The organism is Nostoc sp. 'Peltigera membranacea cyanobiont' 232 (genome assembly GCF_002245985.1).
Taxonomy (GTDB): domain Bacteria; phylum Cyanobacteriota; class Cyanobacteriia; order Cyanobacteriales; family Nostocaceae; genus Nostoc.
The window spans coordinates 40,537-65,022 of record NZ_NOLK01000022.1; the positions used below are offsets into that span (position 1 = coordinate 40,537).

The following is a 24,486-nucleotide window of genomic DNA, read 5'->3' on the forward strand; positions in this document are numbered from 1 at the left end:
CAAAGGTTAATATTTTATCGCTAAAGGCGAAATTACGCTTTTTTACTTACATTTTAGAAAAATCTTTGCAACAAATTAATCTGTTGTAGGGCGCGTAATTATTACGCCCCTACTGGTGAAGAGTTCAAAAAAATATCTAAAAATCTTTTTGCTACTTTCCATCTTTACAAAAATTCTGAGCGGAGGTAACTACAACCGCTCAGATTTGCTCTCTAGTTTTAAACTAGCGGAGGCGGGGTTTAACAATGGGTTTAGGCCCATCATTTCCACGCACTTCTCTCTTAGTTGGCGGTGGCGATCGCTCTTCTGTCTCTTCATCAAAAGACATACCTTCACGGCCCGGAGTGGTACTGCCGTAGATATCCAGGTATGCTGATTGCCCAGCTGCGGCTGCGGCTGCGGCAATTACTGTCCGAATCGCCTGAATATTGCGTCCCCCTCGACCAAACACTTTTCCTTTATCTGTGCTTTCAAAGGCGATGCGAACCCAAACCCGGTTTAGGGCCTGAGAAATTTCACAATCGACGCTTAAAGTTTCTGGAGATTCCAAAAACGGCTGCACCAAAAACCCAACCAGATCAACATAGTTGGGACTGGCTGTTGGCAATTTTGTTCCGAAATTATGATGCGGCTGTTGTTGCACTGACCTGTTCAAAAACATTAGCTTTTACTAGAATGCGACGTACGGTGTCAGTGGGTTGAGCGCCTTGTTGTAGTCGCTTGACGATACCGGGAACGTCTAATCGCACTTCATCGGTTCTGGGGTTATAAAATCCCAATTCTTCTAAGGGACGGCCATCACGGCGAGCGAGGTTGTTAATGGCAACAATGCGGTAACTTGCTTCCCGTTTTTTACCGAATCGTTTCAAGCGCAGTTTGATCATGGTTGAAGAATCATTCTCCTGTTTAGAGATTAGTTAGCAACTAGTCGGCGAGGAAGTAACCTAAATCTGGCTGTTGCCGAGAAATTGAGGGTTAGTTTCCTCTGCTGATAAATTCTGAGGTCGAAATGCTAATTTTAGCACTGCCTAGCATTTGCTGCTATTAGTCCTTTGTCATTTGTTATTTGTCATTGGTTATTTGTAAATTACCAATCGCCAATCCCCAATCCCTAAATGGCGATCGCTCGTTTATAAGCTTCGTCTAAGACTTCAGAGAGTGTTGGGTGGGCATGAACTAGATGCGCGAGGCTTTGGACGGATTGACGGTTTGCGATCGCGGCTGAGGCTTCATGAATTAAATCTGAGGCGTGCAGTCCGAAAATGTGAACGCCTAAGACTTCTCCTGTATCTTTGCGATATATCACTTTGGCAATACCGTCGGCTTCATTTTCTGCCAACGCTTTGGAATTCCCTTTGAAGTAACTCCGACTTGTGGCGACTTCAAAACCTTCAGTTTGTCCCAATTCCTTCGCTGCGGTTTCTGTTAAACCTACATAGCTGACTTCTGGGTGGGTAAAAGCTGCTGCGGGGATGCTGCGATAGTCTACTATTCTTTCCCTCCCAACTATATTTTCTACCGCGATGATGCCTTGAGCAGAAGCCGCATGTGCTAACATCATCTTTCCATTAGCATCGCCAATTGCCCAGACATTTGGTACTACTTCACCGGCTGATAGTACTGCCATGCGATCGTCAACTGGGATAAAACTCCGCCGATCGAGTTCTATACCCACAGACTCCAAACCAAGATTTTTGGTCGCCGGGATGCGTCCTGTAGCCACCAAGCAAGCATCTACTTCGATGACATCTACATCTTCTTTAGTTTTGAAGTCTGCTAATTCAATTACCACTGGTGAACCAGGGGTGACTTTTTTAGCGTATATCCCCACTTTGGTTTCAATATCGCGGGGAGTAATCAGCACTCGTTCGGCAAGTTTGGCAATATCGCGGTCAAATCCTGGCATTAACTGATCTAAAGCTTCAATCAAGGTGATTTCACAACCCAAAGCTGAGTAAATATCAGAAAATTCCAAGCCGATGTAACCACTACCAATAATCGCTACCCAGTCTGGTAACGACTCTAACTTTACACCTTGGTCGCTGGTAAAGACAGTTTTGCCGTCTACTTCAATCCCTGGAGGTACAAAAGGAATTGAACCAGGCGAAAGGATGATGTCTTTAGCTGTGATGGTTTTTTCGCCACCGTCTCCGGTTACAGAGACTTTTTGCGCCCCAGCGATTTTTCCCCAACCCCTAATGATATCTACTCCTAGACGTTTGAGGCTGTTGGTTAAGTCTCCTTGAATTTTCGAGACGAGATTATTAGCATGATTAGCGATCGCTTGGCGATCGAATTCCACGCTACCAATTTGAATTCCCAGCGATTTGAGGTGGTGGGCATTGCGTAACTCCCGCACACGTCCAGATGCCGCCAGCAGTGCTTTAGAAGGAATACAGCCCCGATTAACACAGGTTCCTCCCATATCAGCAGCTTCAATAATCGCTGTTTTCAAACCACAACCTACGGCGTGTAAGGCTGCACCATGTCCGCCTACACCAGCGCCGATAATGACTAAATCGTAATCAAATCCTTGACTCACCTTAGGTTCCCCGTGTGCTTCGCCTATTTATTCTCAACTTGACCGACAATCAGCGCAACCCCTTTAACAGTTATCAGTTATCAGTTGTCAGTTTCGTTGCTGGGTTTAAGCCCCCAGCATACAATTATCAGTGAATACTGGAAACTGCTAACTGATTTTAAATCCCCTACCATCTGCCTGATAACTGGATTCATCCAGAGGATTTACACAGGCGATCGCTCGATGTCTATTCCCCAAATTACTGAATTTACTATCCGCCGTCATGCCAACACCAAATCTTTCCAACGTGGCGAGGCATACTATGAAGCTGGTGCTGTCAATGCCGTTACCCAACGCGGTCATCTGCTTCAGGCTGAAGTTGCAGGCACTGAAGATAGACCTTATCATGTCAATCTGAGCTTCGATGACAGTGGGTTAACCTCAGCAAACTGCACCTGTGCCTACAACTTTGACGGATGGTGCAAACACATTGTCGCGACGATGCTTGTCTGTGCCCGTGAGTCGGAAAATATTGAGCAGCGCCCCACCCTAGAACAACTACTCGATCGCTTAGATCGTAGCCAAACTCAAAGGCTGCTGCAAGAGTTGGTAAAAGAATACCCACCACTAATTGAGGCGATTGACCGTCATGTAGGTTGGATGACGAATCCGATGGTTGAGCAAACAACCATAAGACTTGTGCGCCGCCTTACTATCGATCCGGCTCCCATTCGGCGACAAGTCCGGCAGATTATCCGGGATGCTGTCCGCTACTTTGAGGAGGGGTGTGAAGAAGATCCGATTGCCGAAGATTTACTGAATGTGGTGCAAACTGCGGTAGATTTTAGCGAACGGGGAGAAGGTGAAAATGCGATCGCTATTTTAGAAGCGATTACCTTTACCTGTGTGGAAAATTGGGACGATATTGCAGATTACGGTGCTGAAAATGATGAAATTGTTGGCGAATTAAATCAGGCTTGGTGTGAAGCAATTCTGACTGCTGAACTTACCCCCGAAGAAAAAGTTGATATTCAAATAAATTTGGAAGCTTGGCAAGATGAGTGGAATGCTGATTTTGGCTTAGTTATGGAAGCTTTACGCCAAGGTTGGGATTATCCACCATTGCTACAAGTTCTCCAAGGTAATATTACTGAAAGGGGAGCTTGGGAAGAAGATGTGCCAGACTATGCAGATGATTTGGCACTAATTCGGCTAAAAATCCTTGAAGGTCAGGAACGTTACCAAGAATACTTGTATTTAGCAAAAGCAGAAGGGCAAACCCAACAATATCTGACAATGTTAGGGCGTTTGGGCAGGGTGGAAGAAGCAATTGATGCTGCTCAAACCCAGATGAACTCAATGGAAGAGGCTTTTGCCCTAGCGAAAACACTTAGCGAACAGGAGGCATTACAGCAAGCACTAGATATAGCCCAGAGTGGCTTAAATTTACCAGGGAATTGTCAGTATGAATTAGGAATTTGGACAAGTGATTTAGCTGTTGAGTTGGGTAATAGTGAAGCTGCTTTATTAGCAATCAAGGCGGCTTTTCAAGTTAAGCCCTCTTTTTTTGACTACCAAAGGATGGCAGAATTAGCCGGGGAAAACTGGGAAAGTGTCAAAACAGACTTGCTGAAAATTATTCGTACTTATAGTGGTTGGGGAACAGAATCAGCCAAGGTGGATATATTCTTGCATGAGGGGCTAATTGATGATGCAATTGCGATCGCTAGCGAACTCAGTTCTTATGATTCCGAGTTGATTCATCGCGTCATGAATGCTGCTATCTCTCACAATCCTAGTTGGGTGATTGCTAATGCGCGTCGCCGTGCCGAAAAGATTATGGATGCGGGTAAAGCCGAATACTACTACTACGCAGTTGAATGGTTGAAAAAGGCACGTACCGCCTATTTGGAATCTGGGAAGAAAGCTGACTGGTTAAGTTATCGGCAAAACTTGATGCAAACCCACGCTCGTAAACGTAAATTAATGGGAATGTTCCAGGAAAGGGATATGGATTGACACTCTGCGGTCTAAATAATCGATGCTTTGAAGTCTGCAATCACCAGATTATTTCGCTTTTAAATTGAGATTTGCCCAAGATATCAACTTTAGCGGCAAAAGATGAAGTAAGATTCACATCTGAGGCAGTTTCCGTATAATCCCATAGTTACTGACAAAAAATAGTCCAGTGTGATGATTAATAAATATCCTCAGAATCTTATAACGTCCCAGTTACCACTGCTTATATTACTCAGCAGCATATCTTCTAGTCCACTGAAAGCTCAGGCTGTTGATACAACACAATTACCAACTAGTAATTTTATCCTGTCACAACAACTCCCACCACCACGAGATTTACAACCACCCATACCTTCGCCACGTCCTTCACCAGAACTACCACAGCAACTTCCCCCACCAGCAGAACTATTTCCCCCCTCTATCCAAACTCCCACACCTGATGAACCACCACTTGGCAACTTTCCTCAAACTATTGTTGTAGAAAGGTTTGAAGTTCTTGGTAGCACAGTCTTCAGTCCCAAAGAGTTAGCCAAAGCCACTGCTGAATTTACCAAACGACCGATCTCGCTGACTGAAGTGTATCAAGCGCGTTCTAAAATTACCGATCTATATGTCAGAAATGGTTACATTACTTCTGGTGCATATATCCCACCCCAAACAATCCAATCCGGTGTTGTCAAAATTCAGGTGGTTGAAGGTAAATTAGAAGATATTCAGGTAACTGGAACTCGGCGGTTAAATCCAAATTATGTCCGCAGCCGACTAGCAATAGCTACATCAGCACCTCTGAATCGCCAACGTCTACTAGAAGCACTGCAACTATTGCAACTGAATCCTTTAATTCAAAACGTGTCTGCTGAACTATCAGCAGGATCGCGGACAGGTTCGAGTCTTTTAGAAGTCAAGGTTAGTGAGGCAAAAACCTTTAGTAGCCAAATAGTTCTTGATAATGGGCGATCGCCTAGTGTTGGCAGTTTTCGCCGCCGATTACAATTGAATGAAGCCAACTTATTGGGATTAGGAGATTCTCTAGGTGTTGCTTACACTAATACCGATGGTAGCAATTCCTTTGACGCAAGCTACACATTACCACTCAATCCCCGCAATGGGACACTTACCTTCAACTATGACACTACGTCAAGTAATGTCATTGAACCTCCTTTCAACGTTTTAGATATCGAATCGGCTTCTCGCTATTACGAAGTAACATTCCGCCAGCCCATAGTTCAAACTCCTACCCAAGAATTTGCTCTGGGATTGACAGCCTCTCGCCGGGAAAGTGAAGCCTCTTATAGCCCTTTGGGAGAACAACTACCTTTCCCCGGTTTAGGTGCTGATGAAGAGGGACGCACAAAGGTATCTGCATTCCGATTTTTTCAAGAGTGGACGAGTCGTAACAGTCGCCAAGTCATCGCCCTCCGCTCTCAATTTAGCTTGGGCATAGATGTATTGAATCCCACGATTAATCAAAATGCTCCCGATGGGCGTTTTTTTGCTTGGCAAGGACAAGCACAGTGGATACGCCTTTTAGCTCCTGAAACCTTACTGTTACTTCGTTTAAACACACAACTTGCATCTAGAACACTTTTGCCTTTAGAGCAATTTGGCTTAGGTGGGCAAGATAGCATTCGGGGCTATCGTCAAGATTACCTGCTAACGGATAACGGCACTTTTGTCTCTGCGGAAGTTCAAGTACCAATTCTGCGTTTACCTCAAATAGATAGTACCTTACAGGTTGTCCCCTTTGCAGATTTTGGTATTGGCTGGAATAGTTCGGGTAGAGAGAATCCCAACCATAATACTTTAGCTGCTGTTGGTTTGGGGTTGCGTTGGACACAGGGCGATCGCTTCACCGTTCGTCTTGATTGGGGCGTTCCTTTAATATCTGTTGACTCAAATGACAGAACATTACAAGAAAACGGTCTGTATTTCAGTTTACTCTATAATCCTTTTTAAAATTTAGGTGTTAGAAATAGTTTATTTTCCTTCCTTGATATCCGATAGGCTGCACCAATGGCGGATTCCAGCCATTAAAAAATAAAAATAACACGGTTATCTATATAATTTGGAGTTTCCCCACTCCAAATAAAAATCCGTAAATACACTATGTATTCTATTCAGTGTTTGATCTGATTCTGGGTATCCTAAGAAAGAGAAGGTTGGGTTATATAGACGAAGGGACAAAGTTTAGAGTGTTCCAAAAAATAAATGATCCAAAACCCGTCGTTGCGAGCGAAGCGAAGCAATCCCAAGGGCTGCGATTGCTTCGCTTCGCTCGCAACGACAATTGGGCATTTTCTTTCTTGGAGTACTCTTATAACTTATCTCTGAGATTTCAATTTAAAAATATTCCAACCAATAGTCATAGTTGTAAGGTGTGTTACCGCGATAGCGCACTCACCAGTTATTTGTAGGTGATGCGTTAGGCTTAACACCATAACACACCCTACTGAATAATTTATTTTTGGGAAGTCCAAATGAGTCGAGAAAATAGCTAGAACTTCTACCGCAAAAACTGATTCAACAATTAGCCATATTATTCAATAAGGTCAATAATGAATAGAAGGGCTGGTTTGCAATTCACACTAATTTTGTGATCGCAGGTGGTGACAACTTTGATTAAACAAGTTTTCCTAGAAGTTAAGACTTTCATACCACCTTCTGAAAGTGTTATTTTTCAGACTAAAACATAAATATATGAGAAATTGAGGAACAGCCATGCTAGGAAATGAGCGGGAAAAAATACGCCATCTGTTGGTCATCAAAGACCTGCGAGGGCGGCGAACTGTCCCCTTGCGAGAGACTACTTATTCTCTGGGGCGGCATCCTGCAAACACTATTATCTTGGCTTCTCGGTCAGTATCAATGCAACATGCAATTTTATTACGAGTAACTGTTCCAGAGACTGACCAATATGGCTTCCAGATTATTGATGGCAACTATAAGGGAAAAGGAAGTACTAATGGCTTATTTATAAATAGTGCTAAATGCTTTTCTCATAATCTTAGAAATGGAGATATCATTGCCTTTGGTAGTAATCAAGCTCAGGCTAAATATTATGCTATTTCCAACATTTCAGAACAAGCATTCTCTGAATCTTTTGATGTTGAAGACTTATCTGGTTTCTTATCAGAGCAAGCCAGTCCTGCCAATCCTTTTCAAACCCTAGCTATCGATCCTGGTTTTGAAGCAGCTAGTGAGTCTGCTTTAGCTCGCCTAGCATCGTTCCCTGAACTCATCCCCAATCCAATTATTGAGATGGACTTCGAGGGCATAGTGACTTATCTCAATCCAGCCGCAGCTCTCAAGTTTCCTAACCTCAGAAAAGTTGGGACGCAACACCCAATATTAGCGGGACTTCTGAATACAGTTAAGAATCTAGAAAAAAATTCTTTTGTGCGCGAAGTGGAAGTAGGTACAGAAGTTTTTGAGCAATCCGTTCTCTACCTGCCTGAAAGTGATTTAATTAGAACTTTTATTATTAGAGATATTACGGTGCAAAAACAAGCTACAGCCGAACTGCGTCAGCGCGATCGCTTGCTACAAGCTGTTGCAGAAGCTGCCAATTATTTGCTAGGGGAAATGAATTATGAAACTGGTATCGATCGAGCTCTAGCTCTGCTGGGTGAAGCTGCCCAGGCAGATCGGGCCTATCTCTTTCAGAACCATCTCCATCCTGCTACAGGAGAAATAGCTGTCAGCCTCCGGTTTGAATGGACGCAATCTTTGATTGAATCTACCCACCACCATTGGCAGAATCAACCTTATCAAGCTTCTGGATTAGCCCGTTGGCACACTGTTCTCTCTAGCGGCCAGTCGATTAGCGGCCTCACCTCAGAATTTCCTGTCGCCGAACAAGAATTCCTGATCAGAGATGGCATTCAATCCCTTCTCCTGGTGCCTCTCCGCTTAGAGAACGAGTGTTGGGGGTATCTTGGCTTGGCAGACTGCACCTTTGAGCGTCATTGGTCAAAGCATGAAGAATCTACCCTGTTGACAATGGCCGCCAGTATCATTGGTGCGCGGCAGCGTCAGCAAGTAGAAGAGAAAATTCGCTATCAAGCCCTCCATGACTTGCTGACAGGGTTGCCCAATCGCTTACTATTTAGCGAACTGCTCAGTAAAACTCTGCCCAATGCCACTCGAAATGGCGAAAGTTTAGCTGTGATCTTCCTCGATCTGGATCGCTTCAAGGTCATTAATGACACCCTGGGGCACACTTTGGGAGACCAATTGTTAAAAAGCCTCGCTCAAAGATTACAAGACTTACTCAGAGGTGGAGACACTATAGCCCGTTGGGGAGGCGATGAGTTCACTATCTTACTGCCGCGAGTCCTAGATATTGAAGAAGTAACGCAGGTGGCGTACAGAATCTTACAAACCTTAGAAGATCCTTTCCATCTCCAAGGGCATGAACTTTATGTGACTGCCAGCCTCGGTATTGCGTTGCTTGATAACAACAGTCCTGATGCCGAAACACTAATTCAGCACGCAGATGCCGCTTTATATTATGCCAAGGATAAAGGGCGGAATAACTACCAATTTTATAGTGTTTCTCTAAGCGCCAAAAATCCCGAACTTCTGACTTTAGAAAAGAGTTTGCGCTATGCCCTAGAACGTAAAGAATTTGCGCTGTACTATCAGCCTCGTATAAACATTGCCACAGGAGAAATTACTGGTATGGAGGCTCTGTTACGCTGGCAACACCCAGAAATGGGATTGGTTGCACCCAGTGTCTTCATTCCCCTCGTCGAAGAAAGTGGATTAATTATCCCCATTGGCGAATGGGTGCTGCGGACAGCCTGTATCCAAAACAAAATCTGGCAAGATGCAGGATTACCACCCATAACGATCGCTGTCAATCTTTCTCTAAAGCAGTTTCGCCAACCCAAATTGGTGGAGATTATAGCCACAGTTTTAGAGCAAACGGGTCTAGAGCCGCGCTTTTTAGAATTAGAAATTATGGAAACCACAGCCATTGAGGATTTAAATTTTACCAGAACGGTGTTAGAGAATCTAAAACAGATGGGTGTTTACATCTCCATTGATGACTTTGGTACGGGACATTCCTCGCTTTCGCGCTTACAGCTTTTGCCACTTCACAATCTGAAAATAGATCAGTCTTTCGTTAAAGATTTGAAGCCGGATTCCAAAGTAGCTCATATTATCCAGGCCATAGTTACCTTGGGACACAGTTTGGGATTGAAGTTGACAGCCGAAGGGGTAGAAACAGAAGAGCAATTGGAGTTCTTAAAATCTATCAACTGTGAGGAGGTACAGGGCTATTTATTCTACCGCCCACTTTCTGTTCTGAAGGCTACAGAAATCCTCGAAAGTAAACGACCAACGCTCTAGAGCATCGATTCAGTAGACTGAGGCTTAGGTATATATCAATACAGTTCAGTTAAGGATTTCTTCCTTCTCTTCCTTTGTGTCCTTTGTGTCCTTTGCGTCCTTTGCGTCCTTTGCGGTTCAAAAAAACAATCTGGATGCCAAGTCTTAGCCATCTGGCCGTAAGCTTGCTTGACCCGATCAACGGATGCACCTGGTTTTAACCCCAGAATATCGTAAACATGATTTATATCAAAGCGTAGACGTTTCGGCTTGTCTTTAGACATCGCTCATACTGAAAATCAGCAGCAAATCTCAATATACTTAGTATTCGCAAGCATAAGTATTAACTAACTCAAAGTATGTTATCGGCATCCAAAGCATCTTAAAATATGGCGCTTCTCATCTCCAACGCCGATTTAGCCGTAATATCTTTTTAATCCCCTGACAAAATCTTTCTAGCCAAGGTTTAGGCTTTGATACATATCTAGGCGATCGCACTTTCCGTACAGCACCCGGATTTCTTAACTCTTGTTCTATTTGTGCAGCTTTATTTAAATCGGAAGCGGCTCTATATTCGTATCCGAGTTGAGAGCAAACTAGTCCACGATATTTATATGCGTCAACATAGTGAGGATTGAGACGAATTGCATGGGTAAAATCTGCGATCGCATCTTCATATCTTTCTTCTGTGGCATTTTCTACTCCTAAAGTATAGAAAGCTTCTGCATCCCAACGATTGACAGATATTTTTGGGGATTTTTTAGGCGAAGATGAAGATGGATTTTCAGAAATGGGAGGCTCGGATGGACTTTCAGATTTGAGCTTGTTGTAAGCTGCGTTAATTGATTTGATCTTTTCCTCAGCTTCCTGTTTTTGCTTTTGATCGAAAAAGCGATCGGGATGCCAAATTTTCACCAGTTTACGGTAAGTTCGTTTCACCTGTGCTTGAGATGCACCAGGTTCCAGCCCAAGAATTTCATAAGCATCATTGATATCGAAGCGTAGACGTTTCGGCTTGTCGTTAAACATCGCGCATACTGAAAAAATCGGCAACTATATACTATGTTAACTATTCCCCTAAATTTCCTCCAATCAACCCAAACGCCCCATTCTGGTTATCACTGGGATGGTGGTAGTCGCCGCTTTTTTGAGGGTTGGTATTACCGCGTTACTTTGCCAGAAATTGGGCAAACATTCGCTTTTATGTACTCCATTGAAGACCCCATCGGCGGTAAACCTTACAGTGGCGGTGCAGCCCAAGTCCTCGGCCCAGATGATGAGTATTTATGCCGAACTTTTCCTGATGTGAAGAAATTTTGGGGTAGTCGGGATGTTTTAGGTTTAGGTCATTGGGGTAAAACGGATTTGCAAATTGCTCCTCTATATCTTTTACCAGCAGAGTTTGAGCATCATGTTCAAGAAGGATATCAAGCCACAGCTACCTTGAATCAGGGAATTATTCGCGACTACGCTACAAATAATTATTGCCGTTGGGAGTATGAAATTCAACCAGTATACGGTTGGGGTAATAAAAATAGTATTCAGCAATCAACTGCTGGCTGGCTCTCATTCTCGCAGATTTTTGAACCTGGATGGCAGATTTTAATGGCTCACGGTTTAGCCAGTGGGAAAATCGACTGGAATGGCAAAATCTACGAATTTACCAACGCCCCAGCCTACGGCGAGAAAAATTGGGGTGGTGCTTTTCCTCAAAAATGGTTTTGGATAAATTGTAATTGCTTTGAAGGCGAACCCGACTTAGCATTAACTGCTGGCGGTGGACGGCGGGGTGTGCTGTGGTGGATGGAATCTGTAGCGATGATTGGGTTGCACTATCAAGGTAAATTTTATGAATTCGTTCCCTGGAATTCCCAAGTAGATTGGGAAATTCAGCCTTGGGGTAGATGGCAAATGAAAGCTACCAATTCTAATTATGAAATTGAATTGACAGGAATCACAGATTTACCTGGTACACCTCTGCGTGCGCCGACAGCAGAAGGTTTAAGATATTGTTGCCGAGACACTATGCAAGGAAAGTTAAATTTAGAGTTACGAGAATTAAATGGGAGAAAATCTCAGATAATTCTAAAAGTAGAAAGTTTTCTTTGTGGTTTAGAAGTAGGCGGCGGCTCTTGGGATAATCTTTGGCAGTCTCGCTAAAACTACTGCTATAATCATATATGCTTCCTAGTTGGGGTTGTAGCTCAGTTGGATAGAGCGGACGCCTCCTAAGCGTCAGGTCGTGCGTTCGAGCCGCACCAGTCCCGTAAGGAAATAAATCCCTAAGACCTTGATTAATAGCAGGTCATAGGGATTTTTATTTTCATCGTAGCTGATGGAAAACGCTTCTTTGAATTCTTCTACATCATGTCATTTTACGAATGCGAATACTTTTAGATGAAATAACAGTAAAAGCTCCTAATAATTCATCTGCATGTTGATTAATGGCATTGGCAATAATTTCTGCTTTATCATTTGGAGATAAACCGAATAACCGAATTCATACGACACCTGTTGCAATTCGACTAAACGGAAAACTAACTCACCAAAATCTTTATCTGATGTCAATAGAATTGCACCTTCATTATTAGCCAAGTTCAAAACTTCATCGTCAGCAATTCCTGGTTCATTTCGACAACATACAGAACTTCGTGACCATCAAGCCGCAGATGTTCAACGATTTGCCAATCTAAATTTTCGTCCCCTAAAAACTTCAAGAAGCTCTCTCAATCGTTGGATAAACCACATCATACCGTAAAGCTTGAACCGCAAATGCCAAAGCTGCTTTAATTCCTTCGTCGGTAAGTCGTGGATGCGCTTGGAGTATCTGCTCAGATGTTTCACCCGCAGCAAGTTTTTCGAGAATTAACTCAACTGTAATACGAGTTCCTGAAATGACAGGTTTGCCCATCATTATTTTTGGATCGGATACGATTTTTTGCATGAATTAAGATTATTTATTTAAGGTATCCAATTACAGATTTTATCTTACGACAAAATCGATGTCAGAAAATCCTTCAGAAATTCCAATAACAGAAAATGTGGAGCCGCCAGAAGTTAAAGTGGCTACCATAACATTATCTGAGACAGAAATGCTAATCAACGACTCATTGCAAAAATCTGTTCAGCCGTTAAGGGAATGTTCGGAAACAATCTACAATCAATTCGATCCTGCCCTCGAAATACCTTTGGGGGTAAATACTCTCCATCTTCAAGTTGGTAGATTGTAATGGTTGGCTGCTTGGGAGAACCAATGAACCGAATGCCGCCAAAAGCAGCATAGTCTACAATGATGTACTCGAAAACGCCCAAATCCTCATATTCAGCAAGTTTTGTCAGATAGTCGTCCTTCCAGTTGTTGCTAACGACCTCAATGATTCCGGGTGGTGGAATATATGCAGCAGCAGAACTAGAGCTAGTTTTCATCCTCTGCCATTCAACTCTTGCAAATATGACAATATCTGCTTTCCGGCTTTTTTCCTTTTCTGGTGGCGCTGTTTTGAGCCGAACCTGCTTAGACTGGCGAGAGATGTAAGGTAGGTCATTTTCTTGGCAGTGATTTTCTAAGTAGGCGCACAGTCGCTGGATCAAATCCTCATGATTTGCATTTGGTTCTGATAATGGCACGGGAATCCCATCCAATAGCTCAAACTCTCTGCCTGAACCATCGTCCCAGGCGAGAAACTCTTCAAAAGTCAGTGGTTGTGTGACGGTTGCGTACATCGCCCTCGCTCCCTTGCTGACGGGTACTTCACTCAATGCTACAGCTTTGTCTATGAGTTTTGGCTGATTTTCCTGCCGTAGTTCTGAAATAACGGCTTGAGGTTGGATAACAGAAGGCGATCGCACCTGAAATCAACCAAAGGTGCGATCGCTTTAACTTCATTTGATCGGGTAAGGATTTTGTCGGGTGCGATCGCACACAGATGCGAGACATTGCTACACTAAAAAGGACTTACGGTAATTACGGTATGGCTTGACTTCAGTTGAGTTCCGAATAAAAACCAAGTGCTGTTGAGTTTACTTAATCTATCTGCGATTTACAAAGTTAGCTATCAGGAAGTAAAGAATTAACCTTATGCTCTCTCCAGCCTTTTCTCAGAGACTACAAGATTTAGAAACACACATTAGCAAAGACCAAGAACTGCTTAAGGAGTTTGAAGAAGCATTGCGCTACGAGACAAACCCTCGTGTAAAGGCTGGGTATCGTCAGGAAATTGAGCGGCAATGGGACTCACTTGCTCGCTACAAACAAGAGTACGCTGAACTAGACCAAGAATTATTAAATACTCCAAATGCAAAGATGCAGAAGGTCGAAAGCCAATTGCAGCAAATGGATGTGAAGTTAAATATTTTATTAAATGGTCAAATTGCAATTTATGAAAATCAAAATCAAATGCGTCAAGCTTTATTAAACCGCTATGATGCTATCGAACGAGCCATAATTAGTGCTATTACTCAGCAATTAGATCAAGCACAATTAGTTTTGATTCAGAACCTAATAGATGCACTGGAAGCAAACTTGATTTCAGAGCAGCAGATGCAACACATGTTAGCAGCATTAGAAAAAAGAATTCCTACTTTGCCTCTCAATAGTGTAGCAGTAGCTGAAATTATCAAAGATCCTGAGCTAGATGCCAAACATAAATTAAAAATAACTCTACCAATTGTGCCAATGCTTGTGGAATACGAAGGGGAGTTAGAGTTTGGAAGTGGTTTCAACATTAAGTTGGCTTGGGAACAGTTAATCGCTAAATTGCGGAGAGACTAAACTAACTATGGATGATCAGCTTAAAGACCTGCAAGAGCAGCTGGCAACAGATAGGAAGCTATGGAATGAACTACAAAATCAGCTGCGTTGTGAAACAGATCCAAGGCGACAGCTTAAGTTTACAAATGATATTCAGCAGATCAATCAAAGGATAATAGATCATCAAAATGAGATTGAAAAAATAGACCAAAAGTTAAAAATATTAAAAACAAAACAAACTCAGTCAGAAAATTCGATTAGTAGGGTTAATCCATCGCAATTAGAAACAGATGATTTAAAAACAGTACCAAATTATGACAATATAAATAACAAGGAATCAAGAAAGCAAAAAATTGGAATTAGAAGACATTTAAAAAAAATACTAATTTTTATCGGATGTATAATGATTGGATTACTCTTAGTAATATCAATATATCCATTAATAGTTAATTCTCCTACTATTTGTCCAAATGGTAAGGAGAATATTAATATAAACTTACCAATTAGTAATTTTTTAAGTTGCGGTGAAAAATCTCTAATATCAGGGTCTATTTTAAATGATAAAAGCAAAGGTATAGAGGCTTATAGAAACAATGATTATCCAACAGCTATTGAATTCTTTGAAAAAGCAAGAAACAAAGAACCAAATGATCCTGAAACATTGATATATCTTAATAACGCCAAAATTGAAAAATACAAGACACAAGCTTATACAATTGCTGTAGTAGTTCCTATAAATACCAACCTTTATACTTCGTTACAAATTTTGAGGGGAGTTGCTCAAGCCCAAGAAGAGTTGTTAAGTAAACAACAAGATCAGCCAAAAATTGGTCTTAAAGTATTAATAGCAGATGACGCAAACGACGTTAATCGAGCTATGGGAATTGCAAAAATTTTGGTACTACAAAAGCATATACTTGCAGTTATAGGTCATTATGCCAGCGATCTTACTCTTAAAACAAGGGACATTTATGAAAATGGCCAGTTAGTATCGGTTTCTCCTGGTAGTAGTGCCACAGAACTTCCACGCCCAAACGATCATTTTTTCTTCCGTACAATCCCCTCTCTTAAGATGAACACTATAGCTGTAGCACGTTATCTAGAGAATCACAAATATTTTAAAGTAGCAGTTTATTACAATCCATCCAGTGACTTTAGTCGTTCATTTTGGACGGAATTAAATAATAATTTTTCTGCATTTAAAATAGATATTATAAATGACCGAGAAGATATAGATTTTCATTTATCTAACCCTTTCTTTAAGCCAAGCAAAGCTATTAAAAAAGCCAATGCTAAAGGGGTTAAAGCCTTTGTCCTGATTCCAGATGGAGGAACCACGAATTATAGCATACGGAATGCTTTCAAATTAATCAAGGCTAGCCCTAATGATTTTGTGATGGTAGGAGCAAATCCCCTTTTCACTGATGACACACTTCTGCTAGGTGAAGATGTTGTAGCTCGTTTAGTGGTGACTACTCCGTGGATACAAACAACAGTTTCTCAATCCAATTTTGCTAAGAAAGCCGAAGAATTATGGCGAGGTAGAGAAATTAGTCCCTGGGCTGTGACAGCTTACGATGCTTCTGAAGTCTTAATTCAGTCCTTATTTATAAATATAAAAGATAAGCCAACACGTCTAAATTTACGAGATAATCTAGCAGACCCTAAATTTGAAGCTAAGGGGGCTGATGAGACAAATTTAATCAAGTTTGAGAATGGGAATCGAAAAAAAAAAAAGGTTGAATTAGCCAAAGTTGTCAAGTCCAAGTGTTCTGAGTTTGGTTACAGTTTCGTTCCTGAAGAATATCAAGAACAGCAAATAAAACAGTTAGAGAGTAGTTGCAACTGATGATTTATTTAGTTATATAATGATCGCTTCAAGTTTGGTTCATCACCTACCAGAACACAAGGCGCGATCGCTCTTAGCATTGTCTCCATAAAGCGAATAACTGCTCATAACATTCTTGAATCCATCCCCAATCAGATATTAAACTTCATCAGGATTTATTCCAAGTTGTCTTAAGCGTTCTTCTAAACGCTGTTTTTTTTGCTGTTCTTGTTCTAATTGAGATGTTAATAACTGGGATTTTTCTTGTTCTTGTTCTAATTGAGGTGTTAATAACTGCGATTTTTCCTCACCAGTTAGTAATAAATTTCCTTGTGCATCCCACCAACGCAACCAAGGCGCTGTAGTATTTCCATACTGTCCCTGCCAAATACCCAATTGGACACCCATCAAGGAAATCTCATAGTGTCCACGTTCGTTAGCTGTGAGTTGCTGATATCTACCATCAACTAAGTGATAAACTTCAACCGCAGCTTTGCTAAATTCGTAAATGCCGTAAAAAGGTACGCGGATTGCTTGCTCGTATACCCAGAATTTACCAGTAATTGGAGTATTATCTCTTTCTTCTGAACCATTCCCAGAAGCGAATTCCAGTACAATTAGAGGAGCGACATATTCTTGCCACAACACATAGGAACGCCGAAACTGACCATTTAACATAGGTGCAACATTAGGGACGTAAAACCAATCCGGTGCTTCTGCACCGCGTTCAGGTGGTTCGGTTAAACGCCAGTAAATGCCACAATCTTGACCAATACAATACTGGTTATCTGGGTGAATTTGTTGTAATACACCTTGAAGGGAGTCAGTTAAAAGTATGCTTTGTGGGTGTTCTTGAAAATTTTTCACAAAGGTTCCATCTGACTCTGGTAACTCAGTATGGTCGGGAAGGTGAGTAATGCCTAGTTCGGACAGTTTGGCAATAGTCATTGAACTTTGGCGCGAGTGAATCAGTTTATTTATCTTAGCACTGCTCCTAATACTGTTCGGTTAAGCCAAGAGACGCGATAAATCGCTGTCTTTACAATAGGACTTACGCAAGAGTTACGGAATAACGAACCGCAGAGGCGCAGAGGACACGGAGAAATTAGAGTTTGAGATATATTTTGCGTAAGTCTTATACAATAATCGGTACTTCATACTGACGGTGATTTATCGCGGATTTGGGATCTATAATATTTTCCAATAGTGTAGTTATTTTAAACGTGGTGACTCATTACAGCTAGGATTTTCTGCGGTTACTGCTCAATATCGCCTCTCATAATTATTTTGCATTACCTACCAAAACACAAGGAGCGATCGCTCTTGATGACCTTCTGATTAGTCTGCAAATAATCATGTAGCAAATGGCAACCCCGCGGGAGTAAATTTTCGAGTTGGATATCTGCCAAATCTTGGAAGATTACTGTGCCATTACCACTACCCGCAGCCAAAATCTTACCATCAGGACTGAAACTGACGCTGGTTAACTCAGCTTCATAGCCTTTCAAAGCAATTAGTAATGTCCCTTCTCGGTTCCAAATCCTCACTTTGTCATCACTGCTGGCGGCTAAAGTCTTACCATCGGGGCTAAAACTCACACTGATGAAACTATCACCATCTCCCGCGAGAGTATTTAGCAAATCACCGTCCCGACTCCAAAGTTTGACGGTGCTATCAATACTAACTGAAGCAATTACTTGACTATCCGGCGACCAAGCAACTCCATTTACCCGGCGGCTATGACCAGTTAAATTGTATAGTAATTTACCATCTAAACTCCAGATTTTCACGGTTTTGTCATCACTGGCTGAGGCTAGCAATTTACCGTCTGGGCTAAAACTTACCCAATTCACTGCATCTTGATGTCCTTGCAACGTTTTGAATAGTTTACCGTCAGGACTCCAAAGTTTTACTGTTTTATCTTTACTAGCTGAGGCAATTATTTGACTATTAGGCGACCAAGCTACACTCAAGACGGTATCATTATGACCCTGTAAGGTGTTGAGCAGTTTACCGTCAGGACTCCAAAGCTTTACGGTTTTATCTTTACTAGCCGAGGCGATCGCTTTACCATCGGGGCTAAAACTAACTCCCCAAACTTGACCTTGATGCCCTGTAAATGTACGGAGTAGTTTACCGTCTAGACTGAAGAGTTTTACAGTTTTGTCTCGACTCGCGGCTGCTAAGGTGCGATCGCTTGGGTTAAAACTGATGCTAGTTATCCAATCATCATTATCGGCTTTGGGCTTTCGCAGTAACACATCATCCCAATGCCAGAGTTTAATAGTTTTGTCCCGACTTGCAGAAGCTAGGGTGCGACCATCTGGGCTGAAACTGACGCTGTTAACCCAATTATTATGTCCCTTCAGGGTTCCTAATAGTACACCTTCAAAACTCCAAAGTTTGATTGTCTCGTCGGTACTTGCGGAAGCGATGGTGTTACCATCACGGCTAAAACTAACGCTGGTAACTCCAGCACTATGACCTGATAAGGTTCGCAGTAGTTTACCCTCCAGATTCCATAGTTTGATTGTCTGGTCTAAACTAGCAGAAGCGATCGCTTTCCCATCGGGCGACCAAGCTACACTCAAAACTGCATCATTATGTCCCTGTAAGGTTTTGAGCAGTTTACCATCCCGACTCCACAATTTCACCGTCTTGTCAGAACTCCCAGAAGCAATGGTTTGACCATCGGTTGACCAAGCGACACTCAAAACTGCACTATTATGTCCCTGCAAGGTTTTGAGTAATTTACCATCCCGACTCCACAGTTTTAATGTCTTGTCTGTACTTGCTGAGGCAATAATCTGTCCATCTGGGCTAAAACTGACACTATTCACTACACCCTGATGCCCTAAGAGAGTAGCAAGCAGTTGACCCTCTCGACTCCAAAGCTTCACCGTCTTATCTTGACTAGCGGAAGCGATAATTTGACCATCTGGACTGAAACTGACGCTATTAACGACATCTTCATGCCCTGATAAGGTTTTGACCAAGCTACCATCAGGATGCCAGAGTTTAATTGTAGTGTCGGCGCTGGCTGAGGCAATTAAAGAGGTGTCAGGACTAAATGTAACACTATTTACTCCCGATATATGCCCTTCTAAGCGGTTATATTCTCTTAACCCAGAAACTGCTTGATAAAGTGCCGTTTGTACTTCTTCTTTTGTATAGGAATCTACCCAGACTGTCTGTTGTAATTTTTTCCCTGCCTTTAAACCTTCTTTTAAAGCATCAATACCTTTTTGCGAGGCAAAGAGGGCTTCACTGGATGCACTAAGAGTTTTAATTTCGCTATCTACTGCTGTCACTATGGAAATACTTAATCCTAATATAGCGAGAACAGAAGCAGTTAGGGCAATTTTCAAGGAACGATTTAATTGAGCTTCACTAAGTCTTTGTTTCTTTTGACTTTCTGCGAGTTTAGCTGTTAATTCTTTTTCTTTGAGTTCAGCTCGTAATTGCTCAATTTGTAACTGACTCAATTCTTCCCGCTTGTGTAATTCTCGTAGTTCTGTTAATAAGTCTAATCCCTGTTGGGGATGGGAATCTACCAATTTAAAACGCTGCTTTTTTTGGCTAAGTTCGCTTTTAAGTCGCTCAATTTCAGCCTTACTTTGTTCTACTTTGTAGCGCAACTGATTTAGTTGTACCTGTAAACTCGATTCCTGCTGTTGCAGGTAGCGAATCAAGTCTACTAAATAATCGTGAATCAGTTGATAGCGTTCGGGTACATCAGGGAATAGTACCACCAAACCAGAGCTAACTAAAATATCTAATACTAACTCTAATTTACCAGCATCTTCTAACTCTGCTAGCTGCGCCGCCAATTCAGCACGAGTTTTAAATGGTCGGTTGTTCCCTTCATCTGTTAATAAATATAAAACGAGTAATGCGGCTCGTTCATTCTCTGGCCCGCAGTCTTTAATCAGTTCCTTAAGATATCGCTCAATAAGTTTGTTGGGTCTATATGGCTGATATTCTTCTAATGTAGTAATGCGCTCATCTTGAATTTGCGCTCCCACAACTTGCAATTCAATAGGGCGGACTTCACCAAATTCTGTGGATAAATCTTCGACTAAGGCATCAATTAAGGCAGGTTCTAAATTAAACTGCGATCGCTCGGTCAATTTTCGGATAATTGCTTTAGCATATTCTGGCGAAAAGTTATTCAATTGGTAGCGAATATGCTTGTCGAGAATATTATTATTAATCGCTTCCAGTGCTGAAAGATGTTTAAAATCTAATAACCGATGTAAATAATCTTCTCGCAAGGAAAGGATAACTTTGACAAAGGGGATATTTAGGCAATCACTAATAAATTTATCAAATTCTTGCTTCTGCTTGCGATCGCTATAACCAAAGAAAAACTCTTCAAATTGGTCAAAAATTAAAACTGTAATCAGATGGTTATCAGCATTTTGTTTGAGTTGTTGTAAAATTGTCAGAATTGCGATGGGTGTGCCAGAGTAAGGCAGAGCCTCCAGTTCAATGGCTGCTTCTGGCTTAATATCAGCGTAGATGGCAAGGGATGCGTCACTAGACATCGCCTCACTTAAAGATTTCCCTAATTCCCGCGCCCAATCGGTATAAACTTGCAATACCACAGGTATAGCTATTTGGTCGCCAATGGCTCGATTTTGCAGGGCTGGAACTAAACCCGCCGTCACAGTGGAACTCTTACCCACACCTGATTGACCGTGAATCACTGTCAGCTTTTGATCGGCGCGGCTAATTCTGCCAATTAAGTTATTAATATCCCGTTCCCGACCAGAAGCTGCAATTTCTAAAGCAACGCTACTACTCCCAGATGGTACCATCAATGCTGGGTTTGTCGCCTGTCTTTGCGGTTGCAAACGCCCTGCACCAATAAAAGCCCGAAAACCATACTGCTGCTCAACAGAACGCCGTTTTTGGCGAATGTAATAGGCTTCTAAATAGCGACCTTCTTCAAAATATAGCGATCGCAGTCTCCGCAATAAGCGAATATAACGATGGGCATCGTATTGATGGGAACTGTTTTCTAAGGCTGCTGGTAGTTCTTTTGTTGCCTTTTCTAAATATTCACGAGCGATTACTAGTTCACTTAAATTTCGCTGTGCTTTCGCCAACACTAAATAGTAAACTTGCCCCAGCAATAATGGAAATAAGCAGTTATAAGGGTCATTCTGCTTTTGGGCTTCAGCTAATTTTAGCAGTGATACGTGTGCTAAAATACTCGCCTGTACCCACCGCGACTGCTGCACAGCGACTTGCGCCAGAAAACCGTAGTCACAAGCTAATTGAATTTGACTACCATAAGTTTGATGCAACTCCAAAGACTTTTGAGCAACTGTCTGCAACTCTTCCCAGTCTTGCAGATATTGCAAAACCTCAGCAAGTTGACCAATAAATCCCGCAACTATATCTAAACGCCCAGCCACCTGCAAGATATTCAAGCATTGCTGAAAATAAGATTTGGCTGTGAACCAATGGCGACGGCTTTCTGTTTGATTTTGCTCTGCTAAACGGCAATAACATAGCCCAATATAAAACAGCAAAATTCCCTGTCGCAACAGTAGCAAAGATGGGGGAGATGGAGGCGTAGACGAAGAAAATACCCCCTCATCCCCCCTTGCTCCCCCGGCTTCTTCATTCTCTTTTTTGGCCAAATTTTGCCAAACCAGCAAGCTTTGCTGAAAATGCCTTAAGGCTGCATTGATGCGATCGCTAATATAATTATCTAGACCGAAAATAAATTCTAAACTAGCGTATAATTCTGGCTCTAAGGTAATACCACGCTCGTGCAACTCTCTGATGGCAAAGTGGAGTTCATAGCTATGTTTCCAGACTTGCTCTACAGTGGAATAATGCTCTATAACTTGAGGAATTTGTTGTTGTCCAGCATCGGTTGTTAACACCGTGGCAAACAAAGAGTTAGTTTCCTGTTGCAAAAACTGCAACAGTGATTGAGTTGTCATCTCAAACTGAATCGGTGTAGCCGCCCAGCTAGCAAAATCTGGTGCTAAACGGACTACCTTTTGCAACACTTCCTCATTCACCCACAAAATCATTGGGAATGGGTGGCGTTTGCGAAATTCATCCCGAATATGATTGATAGACCTCAGTAGATCGTCGATGCCATCTACTGATTCTAAACCCAAAATCATCAACGCCGATGGCGGATTATCTTGGGTTAGCAGTTGTAAATGAATACTTGTGTAAAGGCTTCTAGCATTATGGGGCAGAATTACCTTTTGGATTTGGTGTACTCCTGAAGAGAGTTTTTCGAGTCGTTGCAGCATAAGTTCTTGCAAAACCCGATAATTGCAGCACACCAAAACCAGGGAAAATTGACCGCTAGAAAGGGCAATTGCTCTCCCCAAACTCCGTAAAGCCCGCTCATTAGCTGCTCTTATATCTGCTTGTGGGTGTCGTTCAACCATGATTTAAATTTTTCCGTCTCTGCTAAAACTGGGTTGACGGCAAACCAAGCTCCCTGATGATCGCGATATTCAAATACAAATAAACTTCGCAATAGGGTGTGGTACTCTATATCACCTCTCACCCGTTGCTGTTGCACCACCTGGAAGATTAGTTCCCACTCATGAGGATCGATCGCATTAGCTCGGTAATCTCGCTGTCTTTGAATCACCAAATCGACACACTCCCGATCAAAAGGTGGATCTTGTTCTCGCAGACAGTCAAACAGTAACCCTAGCAAGTCGCGGACATGACCACCACTAATTAAGCACAAGCGATCTAAGGTTTCCAGACTATCAAACACCTCTGTAATTAAGCCTAACCGATCGCTAGGTAAAATGTCTGGAAAAGCTCTAGCTAGTACCATTTGCCGTAATAATGTTAGCCCTTGAGGAAAAATCTCGCCAGAGCGCAGACGTACAGGGATCATTGGTAAGACTTTTGGTGCGACTCCTCCCCCTAAACGATGTTGAAGTTCGGCGCTATCGTTGGAGAAAGTCAGGGCTAAGGGAATAGTGTAGACTACGTGACAATTTAGTTTGCGTAACTGTTCGCCCCGTTCAATAAATAAATATTCTGGCAGCGATCGCCCCGATGGTAAAGGTCGAATTGCGACTCTATCCAAGTTATCAACAATAACCACCAGACCTTTTTTACCTCTGGTTTTCAGTTGCTTGTTAGCAGGTTCTAGCAATTCTTGATTAATTGACTGTAAAATATTTGCTGTTCGCGGTTCTAGATAATCCCTTAAGCGCCGCCGCAATTGTGGGCTTTCTTTAGCTTTAGCTGTAATTTTACCAATCCCCACAGATAACTCTGCTTCTACCCCAAGTTCAATTGGGGTGTGCAAGAAATCCACAAGTTCTGCAAACAATTTGGTAAAATAAGCAGGTTTAAGCCTGATTTTCATGGCTTCTAGGCTTTCACTCACCTGACCGGCGATCGCTAACAAAATATCAGTCACATCCACATCTGCCATTTCTAAGACATGGGTAGACTCAAAGTAAACTACATGAAATTGCTGCACTTCTAACTCAGCTTGGAGCCGCAACAACTCTGTTGATTTTCCACAGCCGAGATGTCCAGTAAATAGCTGACAGGTGGGAACATCCGGCGAGATTCGAGCGATCGTGCGCTGCAAAGCTTCGATGATTTTACCACCCCGCACCGCAGCAAAATCGATATAGTACCTGCGATCGCTGGGGTTTCCTATAATTAGAGGTCTGCTCGGATTGCAAGCCTGATAAAATCTTTCTAAATCTAGGAGCATAACTAATCAAGTTCACTCAAGAATGGGGATAGCAAAATTTACTAAATAAATATATTGATTTTAGGGAATTTATGCTTTACTTTTATCTAACTACTAACTAAACTAGCAGCATTTCGGATAATTGTTTATATCCAGGTTAGATGTAGAACATAGTAATGTTGAGATTTTATTTAAAGTAAGCAGAAATACTCCTATAAGTACAAATAGCAAAAATCTCTAACCTTAAATAAGGTACTCTTATGAATATTAAAAATATCCAACACAAAAAAAGGTACTGTTAGGTACAATTTTGTGGCTCTCTT

17 protein-coding genes, 1 tRNA gene and 1 pseudogene are annotated in these 24,486 nt (G+C 42.1%); 7 read left to right on the forward strand and 12 right to left on the reverse strand.

The genetic code is table 11. From position 1 onward, the window contains the following. Positions 1-223: 223 nt before the first annotated feature. From CDG79_RS10085 to lpdA, 3 genes are all read right to left on the reverse strand, one after another. A complete protein-coding gene (locus tag CDG79_RS10085; protein WP_094342015.1) occupies positions 224-661 on the reverse strand; it encodes a KH domain-containing protein in 438 nt (145 codons plus the stop codon). Next, the gene (gene rpsP, locus CDG79_RS10090) at positions 621-884 is read right to left on the reverse strand and encodes a 30S ribosomal protein S16 (RefSeq protein WP_094328165.1); all 264 of its coding nucleotides are present in this window, start codon (positions 882-884) and stop codon (positions 621-623) included. The genes CDG79_RS10085 and rpsP overlap by 41 nt, the downstream gene beginning before the upstream one ends. A gap of 227 nt (positions 885-1,111) precedes the next feature. Next, positions 1,112-2,542: a dihydrolipoyl dehydrogenase gene (gene lpdA / locus CDG79_RS10095; RefSeq protein WP_094342016.1), complete on the reverse strand. Its 1,431-nt coding sequence runs from the start codon at positions 2,540-2,542 to the stop codon at positions 1,112-1,114. Positions 2,543-2,764: 222 nt separating this feature from the next. Here lpdA and CDG79_RS10100 point away from each other — a divergent pair, with 222 nt between their 5' ends. The 3 genes from CDG79_RS10100 (at position 2,765) to CDG79_RS10110 (ending at position 9,895) form a co-directional block, all read left to right on the forward strand. After that, on the forward strand, positions 2,765-4,540 hold the full coding sequence (locus tag CDG79_RS10100; protein ID WP_189524946.1) for an SWIM zinc finger family protein: 1,776 nt from the start codon (positions 2,765-2,767) through the stop codon (positions 4,538-4,540). A gap of 174 nt (positions 4,541-4,714) precedes the next feature. Continuing rightward, positions 4,715-6,496: a ShlB/FhaC/HecB family hemolysin secretion/activation protein gene (locus CDG79_RS10105; protein WP_189524947.1), complete on the forward strand. Its 1,782-nt coding sequence runs from the start codon at positions 4,715-4,717 to the stop codon at positions 6,494-6,496. 762 nt (positions 6,497-7,258) lie between these two features. Beyond that, complete coding sequence (locus CDG79_RS10110) at positions 7,259-9,895, forward strand: EAL domain-containing protein (protein ID WP_094342017.1); 2,637 nt, start codon at positions 7,259-7,261, stop codon at positions 9,893-9,895. Positions 9,896-9,930: 35 nt separating this feature from the next. Here CDG79_RS10110 and CDG79_RS10115 read toward each other — a convergent pair whose 3' ends face one another. Beyond that, positions 9,931-10,158: a J domain-containing protein gene (locus CDG79_RS10115; RefSeq protein WP_223278086.1), complete on the reverse strand. Its 228-nt coding sequence runs from the start codon at positions 10,156-10,158 to the stop codon at positions 9,931-9,933. Positions 10,159-10,273: 115 nt separating this feature from the next. Continuing rightward, a complete protein-coding gene (locus tag CDG79_RS10120) occupies positions 10,274-10,903 on the reverse strand; it encodes a J domain-containing protein (RefSeq protein ID WP_094342018.1) in 630 nt (209 codons plus the stop codon). Positions 10,904-10,936: 33 nt separating this feature from the next. Between CDG79_RS10120 and CDG79_RS10125 the strand changes: the two genes are divergently transcribed. Both CDG79_RS10125 and CDG79_RS10130 read left to right on the forward strand, forming a co-directional pair. Next, positions 10,937-12,034 carry a tocopherol cyclase family protein gene (locus tag CDG79_RS10125; protein ID WP_094342019.1) on the forward strand — a complete coding sequence of 366 codons (1,098 nt, stop codon included), beginning with the start codon at positions 10,937-10,939 and terminating at the stop codon, positions 12,032-12,034. Between the two features lie 33 nt (positions 12,035-12,067). Further along, positions 12,068-12,141: transfer RNA gene (locus CDG79_RS10130), tRNA-Arg, on the forward strand. Positions 12,142-12,292: 151 nt separating this feature from the next. On the opposite strand, the pseudogene CDG79_RS45435 reads toward CDG79_RS10130, so the two are convergent. The 4 genes and pseudogenes from CDG79_RS45435 to CDG79_RS43580 form a co-directional block, all read right to left on the reverse strand. Beyond that, positions 12,293-12,591 (reverse strand): annotated as a pseudogene (locus tag CDG79_RS45435) (DUF5615 family PIN-like protein). Continuing rightward, the gene (locus tag CDG79_RS10140) at positions 12,588-12,818 is read right to left on the reverse strand and encodes a DUF433 domain-containing protein (protein ID WP_094342020.1); all 231 of its coding nucleotides are present in this window, start codon (positions 12,816-12,818) and stop codon (positions 12,588-12,590) included. The pseudogene CDG79_RS45435 and the gene CDG79_RS10140 overlap by 4 nt, the downstream one beginning before the upstream one ends. 155 nt (positions 12,819-12,973) lie before the next feature. Next, positions 12,974-13,597, reverse strand: a complete 624-nt coding sequence (locus tag CDG79_RS10145) for a Uma2 family endonuclease (RefSeq protein WP_094342045.1) — start codon at positions 13,595-13,597, stop codon at positions 12,974-12,976. A gap of 28 nt (positions 13,598-13,625) precedes the next feature. Then, a complete protein-coding gene (locus CDG79_RS43580) occupies positions 13,626-13,811 on the reverse strand; it encodes a hypothetical protein (protein ID WP_143855453.1) in 186 nt (61 codons plus the stop codon). A gap of 141 nt (positions 13,812-13,952) precedes the next feature. On the opposite strand from CDG79_RS43580, the gene CDG79_RS10150 reads away from it, so the two are divergent. Next, positions 13,953-14,645, forward strand: coding sequence for a hypothetical protein (locus tag CDG79_RS10150; protein WP_094342021.1), 693 nt, complete (start codon positions 13,953-13,955; stop codon positions 14,643-14,645). Positions 14,646-14,652: 7 nt separating this feature from the next. After that, a complete protein-coding gene (locus tag CDG79_RS10155) occupies positions 14,653-16,473 on the forward strand; it encodes an ABC transporter substrate-binding protein (protein WP_094342022.1) in 1,821 nt (606 codons plus the stop codon). A gap of 138 nt (positions 16,474-16,611) precedes the next feature. Here CDG79_RS10155 and CDG79_RS10160 read toward each other — a convergent pair whose 3' ends face one another. The 3 genes from CDG79_RS10160 to CDG79_RS10170 all read right to left on the reverse strand — a co-directional run bounded on the left by CDG79_RS10160 (position 16,612) and on the right by CDG79_RS10170 (position 24,184). Beyond that, entirely contained in the window at positions 16,612-17,400 is a 789-nt protein-coding gene (locus CDG79_RS10160) for a Uma2 family endonuclease (protein ID WP_094342023.1), read from the reverse strand. 344 nt (positions 17,401-17,744) lie between these two features. Beyond that, a complete protein-coding gene (locus CDG79_RS10165; protein ID WP_094342024.1) occupies positions 17,745-22,877 on the reverse strand; it encodes an nSTAND1 domain-containing NTPase in 5,133 nt (1,710 codons plus the stop codon). Further along, positions 22,847-24,184: a P-loop NTPase fold protein gene (locus tag CDG79_RS10170; protein WP_094342025.1), complete on the reverse strand. Its 1,338-nt coding sequence runs from the start codon at positions 24,182-24,184 to the stop codon at positions 22,847-22,849. The genes CDG79_RS10165 and CDG79_RS10170 overlap by 31 nt, the downstream gene beginning before the upstream one ends. Positions 24,185-24,486: the final 302 nt, after the last annotated feature.